This window comes from Sodalis sp. (in: enterobacteria), from assembly GCF_047607725.1.
Lineage (GTDB): Bacteria > Pseudomonadota > Gammaproteobacteria > Enterobacterales > Enterobacteriaceae > JBLKSS01.
The window spans coordinates 1-4,916 of the sequence record NZ_JBLKSS010000114.1; the positions used below are offsets into that span (position 1 = coordinate 1).

The following is a 4,916-nucleotide window of genomic DNA, read 5'->3' on the forward strand; positions in this document are numbered from 1 at the left end:
TCATCGCCGGATTATCCATGATCTGACAGCCGTCCCTTATAGGATGCGGGTTCACTAGGCATCGTAGTGGAACATATTCTTACCGGGCCATACAACAAACCCACCAATAATTCAAGACGTCCTCCACGGGGCGCTTACGTCGGACGCAGGTTCCCTTTTTATCACCTATTTCAATTCGTCAACCATCGCCACCGCGCGGCCGATATAGTTAGCCGGCGTCAGCGTTTTTAGTCGTGCTTTTTCCGCATCCGGCAGCGGCAAACTGTCGATAAAGGCTTTCATGCCTTCAGCGTCGACGCGCTTACCGCGGGTGAGTTCTTTCAGCTTCTCGTAAGGTTTTTCAATCCCGTAGCGGCGCATCACCGTTTGTATAGGTTCAGCCAGGACTTCCCAATTATGGTCGAGCTCCGCCAATAAATGGGCCTGATTGACCTCCAGTTTACTAATTCCTTTAAGCGTAGACTGGTAAGCGATAAGCGCATAACCAATACCGACGCCTAAATTGCGCAGTACCGTGGAGTCGGTCAAATCCCGCTGCCAGCGCGAGACCGGCAATTTCGCCGCCAAGTGGTTCATGACCACATTCGCCAGCCCCAAATTCCCTTCCGAATTCTCGAAGTCGATGGGGTTCACCTTGTGCGGCATGGTCGATGAGCCGATTTCGCCGGCGACGGTACGCTGTTTGAAATGATTAAGAGCGATATAGCCCCAGACGTCACGGTCGAAATCAATCACGATAGTATTGAACCGCGCGATGCAGTCGAACACTTCGGCAATATAATCATGCGGCTCGATTTGGGTGGTATAGGGGTTCCAACCGATACCGAGCCCGGTGACGAACTCCTCGCTGAAACGATGCCAGTCCACCTCGGGATAGGCAACCATATGGGCGTTGTAATTGCCGACCGCGCCGTTAATCTTGCCCAGAATCTCTACCTGCTCGAGCTGGCGATACTGGCGCGTCATGCGATAGGCGACATTCGCCATCTCCTTGCCAAGCGTCGAAGGCGTCGCCGGCTGGCCGTGGGTGCGCGAAAGCAGGGGAATATCGCGATAGCGTTCGGCAAGCGCGCAGACGCCGTCGATGATTTGGCGCCAGGCGGGCAGCAGGATAGTCTCGCGGGCGGTGGCCAGCATCAGCGCGTGGGACAGATTATTAATATCTTCGGACGTACAGGCGAAATGGATGAATTTGCTCACCGCCAGCAGAGCCGGTTGCGCGGCCACCTTTTCCTTCAGAAAATATTCAACCGCTTTCACGTCATGATTGGTGGTGCGCTCAATGGTTTTGATGCGTTCGGCGTCTTCTACGCTGAAATTGGCGATAATCGCGTCGAGGTAACCGTTTGCGTGGTCGTCAAAGGGTGGTACCTCTTTGATCGCGTCACAGGCGGCTAGCTTTTGCAGCCAGCGTACTTCCACCTGTACGCGAAATTTCAGCAAACCGTATTCGCTGAAAATAGCGCGCAGCGGGCTGACTTTGTCGCCGTAGCGGCCGTCGACGGGCGAAACGGCGGTCAGAGAGGATAATTCCATCGATTGCGACTCCTGGAAAGATTAAGAATGGGTAATTATCTGTTTAGCTTCTTTAAATAACCGGTTGCGACCGAACATCAGCTGTAGCCGTCCGCCGCCGACCTGCTGCCATAGCACGGCGGAACGGATGCCGGCCAGCAGCACGGCGCGCCCTTTGGCCTGGATCTGGGTGTTTTGCAATACCGCCGGCGCGCCGGTGACCTGGATGCGCGGTCCGAGCGGGCTGATAATGTCCACATAGATGCTGGCCATGGCGCTGATAAGCGTATCCGACAGCAAATCAAAATGGCTGAGCTGGCGATGAAGTCCGTCGATGCGGCGGCTCAACGCCTCCTGAGCGCCGCGATTGCCGTTCAGCTTGCGTTCAAGCACCATCAGCCCCAGGGTATAGCGGGTCAGCTCGGCGCCAAGCCCTTCCCGCGACGAGGCATTCAGCACGGCCTGTAGCGTTTCCAACCCCATGTGCAGATGGGTCGGGTTATCGCCGTAGACCGCGCGCACCGACGGCGGATTAAGATCCAGCAGGCTTTGGAGCGAGACGCGTAAGGGCTGCTCGTCGCATTGGCTTTGGTGGGCGAGCTGCTGCACAAGTCGCACGCTTTGGCAAACACCCGCCAGCGCCAGCGTAATGTCAAAATAGTTCTTGGCCAAAATGACTCCTGTATCCATCCCTGAGGTTAAGTCCACCCGTCGGGCGTCCGCTCAACGGCGCTGCAGGCGCGCTACGCTTGCGCGATCATGCCATAAAAGCGCGGTCAAACACAGCGGTAAAGGCGCGCGGCGGGCGTTTCCCCACCCCATAAGGGTTTCATGCCGCGCCACCCACCAGGGATGCCGCCGGTCAGGACGCCACCGGCGCGGGGGGCGTCTCAGTGAGGCAACTGCTGGTGCGCTTCAATGATCCCGCCGCCCAAACAGCGTTCCGCCAGATAAAATACCGCCGACTGGCCCGGCGTCACGGCGGCCACCGGCCGATCGAAAGTCACCTGCAAACGTCCGTCCAGCAGCGGCGTCACCAGACACGCAATGTCCGGCTGACGGTAACGGGTTTTCACCGTACAGCGCAGCGCGTCTGTAAGCGGTTGCCGATCGACCCAGTGCAGCTGGCCGGCGACTAGAGCGGTAGACATCAGCCGCGGATGCTCGTGGCCCTGGGCGACAATCAACCGGTTATTGTCAAGATCTTTGTCCACCACATACCAGGGATCCTCGCTGCCGTCGCGGGTGCCGCCAATGCCCAGCCCTTTGCGCTGACCTAATGTATGGTACATCAACCCCTGATGGCGGCCCACCTCCTGGCCGTCAACCGACATTATCGCGCCCGGCTGCGCCGGCAGGTAGCGGCCGAGAAAATCGCGGAATTTTCGCTCGCCGATAAAACAGATGCCGGTGGAGTCTTTTTTGGCCGCGGTCGCCAGGCCGAGCTCGGCGGCGATGCGCCGCACTTCCGGTTTGGCCAATTCCCCAATCGGGAACAGGCAGCGCACAAGCTGCGCATGGCCTAACGTATAGAGAAAATAACTCTGGTCTTTATTATCGTTCAGACCGCGCAGCAGTCGGCTTTTGCCGTCCACGTCCACGTCGGCGCGGCGTACGTAATGGCCGGTGGCGATAAAGTCGGCGCCGAGATCCTCGGCGGCGAATTCCAAAAAGGCTTTAAACTTGATTTCCTTATTGCACAAAATATCAGGATTGGGCGTGCGGCCAGCCTGGTATTCGGCGAGGAAGTGCGCAAAAACGTTATCCCAATATTCGGCGGCGAAATTAACGGTATGCAGCGTGATGCCCAGGGTGTCACATACCGCCCGGGCATCGGCCAGATCGCTTGCCGCGGTGCAATATTCCTCGTTGTCGTCCTCTTCCCAGTTTTTCATGAACAGCCCCTCCACCCGATAGCCCTGTTGCTGTAGCAACCAGGCGGAGACGGAAGAGTCGACACCGCCGGACATACCGACGATTACTTTTTTTTGACCGTTGTCTGACATGGGATTCTCACGAGCGGGATGACCGCCGCGCGGCGCAATAAAACAGGGGGCATATTTTATCACGATCCGACCCCGTGCCGCCACCTTCGCCCCTTGGGGGCGAGAAGCCGTTACATACGCTCCTTGAGGACAATCAAGGCGACCGCGGCGGCGGGCACGGACGTGAGCGGCGCCGATCGTGTACGGTATTGCTCCCCGCCGGCAACCTGATGCCTTCAAAACGGCCAATTGAATGACCGGAGGAAATTGAGCGGTAGGCGTTCGCCGCGCTGGTAACAGCGAAGACTTTCCGCCACCAGCGGCGAGCGCAACTGGTCTGACGCGAAAATGGTCTCGGCGGGCAGCCAAAGGCAGCGATCGATATCGTCATCCCGCGGAATGGCCGTCACGCAGCGTGGCAAATCAATAACGAACAAAAACCTCAAAAACGGGGTGTTATCGGGCGCAATCCATTGATGTATCCGCAGTAGCGCCTGGGGTTGGGCGTGGATACCCGCTTCTTCCCACAATTCACGCTGCGCCGCCTCGATAAGGGTTTCATCTGCCTCGAGATGACCGGCCGGCTGATTCCAGCGCGGCTGACCGTGAATCGTTTCCTCTACCACCAAAAACTGGCCCTCCGCCTGTACCACGCAGGCGACGGTAACATGGGGCTTGAACATAGCGGGGCTTGTCCTCCATAGGTAGGGCAAAAAGCATTACGCCAGGCCGATATCGCGCCACTCTCCCGGCGCCAGATCGGCCAGGCACCATTCCGCGATTTGATAACGAATCAGCCGCAGCGTGGGATGCCCAATATGGGCGGTCATACGGCGGATCGGCGGTGTTCGCGGCCATAACCATTCAGGCTCGTCAACGCGCGTCACGCCGGCAGGCAGAGTCAGGCCGTCTTTCAACGGCAGACCGGCGCGGAAGGCGGCCAGAGCGGCCTCGTCCGGCTCGCCTTCCACCTGAACATAGTAGATCTTAGCGGTTTTCTGCGCCGGCTGCGTCAGCCTGGCCTGTAGCTTACCCTCATTGGTCAGGATCATCAGCCCTTCACTGTCGCGATCCAACCGACCGGCGGCGTAAACCGACGGTATGGGAATATAATCTTTGAGCGTAGTGCGACCGACGTCATCGCTGAATTACGCAAGCACGTCACAGGGTTTATTGAACAAGATGACACGGCGTCGATCTCGCGCTGGCGCGGTTTTGCGGCGAAAGTCGCGCGCGGGGTTGGGCTTTTTGATAAGGGAGCACGCTCTGTCGGGGTGTGGGGTGGCAATCATTTCTGGACTCTCAAGGGGAACGATGGATTAGCCGGAAGCCCTTTACTGGCGCGGCTTACAGTGATTTTACAGATTCTGGACTCGTCGCAAAAAAATGAGCGGAAAATGATTTTTTTGCACTATA

At 57.9% G+C, this 4,916-nt stretch carries 5 protein-coding genes and 1 pseudogene; 1 reads left to right on the forward strand and 5 read right to left on the reverse strand.

Annotation, left to right across the window (positions count from 1 at the left end):
• Positions 1 to 66: 66 nt before the first annotated feature.
• On the forward strand, positions 67 to 231 hold the full coding sequence (locus tag ACMX3H_RS10140) for a hypothetical protein (protein ID WP_415210728.1): 165 nt from the start codon (positions 67 to 69) through the stop codon (positions 229 to 231).
• Here ACMX3H_RS10140 and purB read toward each other — a convergent pair.
• From purB to ACMX3H_RS10165, 5 genes and pseudogenes are all read right to left on the reverse strand, one after another.
• The gene (gene purB / locus ACMX3H_RS10145) at positions 166 to 1,536 is read right to left on the reverse strand and encodes an adenylosuccinate lyase (RefSeq protein WP_415210729.1); all 1,371 of its coding nucleotides are present in this window, start codon (positions 1,534 to 1,536) and stop codon (positions 166 to 168) included. The genes ACMX3H_RS10140 and purB overlap by 66 nt on opposite strands.
• A gap of 21 nt (positions 1,537 to 1,557) precedes the next feature.
• Positions 1,558 to 2,187 carry a high frequency lysogenization protein HflD gene (hflD, locus tag ACMX3H_RS10150; RefSeq protein WP_415210730.1) on the reverse strand — a complete coding sequence of 210 codons (630 nt, stop codon included), beginning with the start codon at positions 2,185 to 2,187 and terminating at the stop codon, positions 1,558 to 1,560.
• Between the two features lie 218 nt (positions 2,188 to 2,405).
• The gene (gene mnmA, locus ACMX3H_RS10155) at positions 2,406 to 3,521 is read right to left on the reverse strand and encodes a tRNA 2-thiouridine(34) synthase MnmA (RefSeq protein WP_415210732.1); all 1,116 of its coding nucleotides are present in this window, start codon (positions 3,519 to 3,521) and stop codon (positions 2,406 to 2,408) included.
• A gap of 215 nt (positions 3,522 to 3,736) precedes the next feature.
• Positions 3,737 to 4,183, reverse strand: coding sequence for an NUDIX domain-containing protein (locus tag ACMX3H_RS10160; protein WP_415210731.1), 447 nt, complete (start codon positions 4,181 to 4,183; stop codon positions 3,737 to 3,739).
• 36 nt (positions 4,184 to 4,219) lie between these two features.
• A pseudogene (locus ACMX3H_RS10165) lies at positions 4,220 to 4,792 on the reverse strand (pseudouridine synthase).
• Positions 4,793 to 4,916 lie beyond the last annotated feature (124 nt).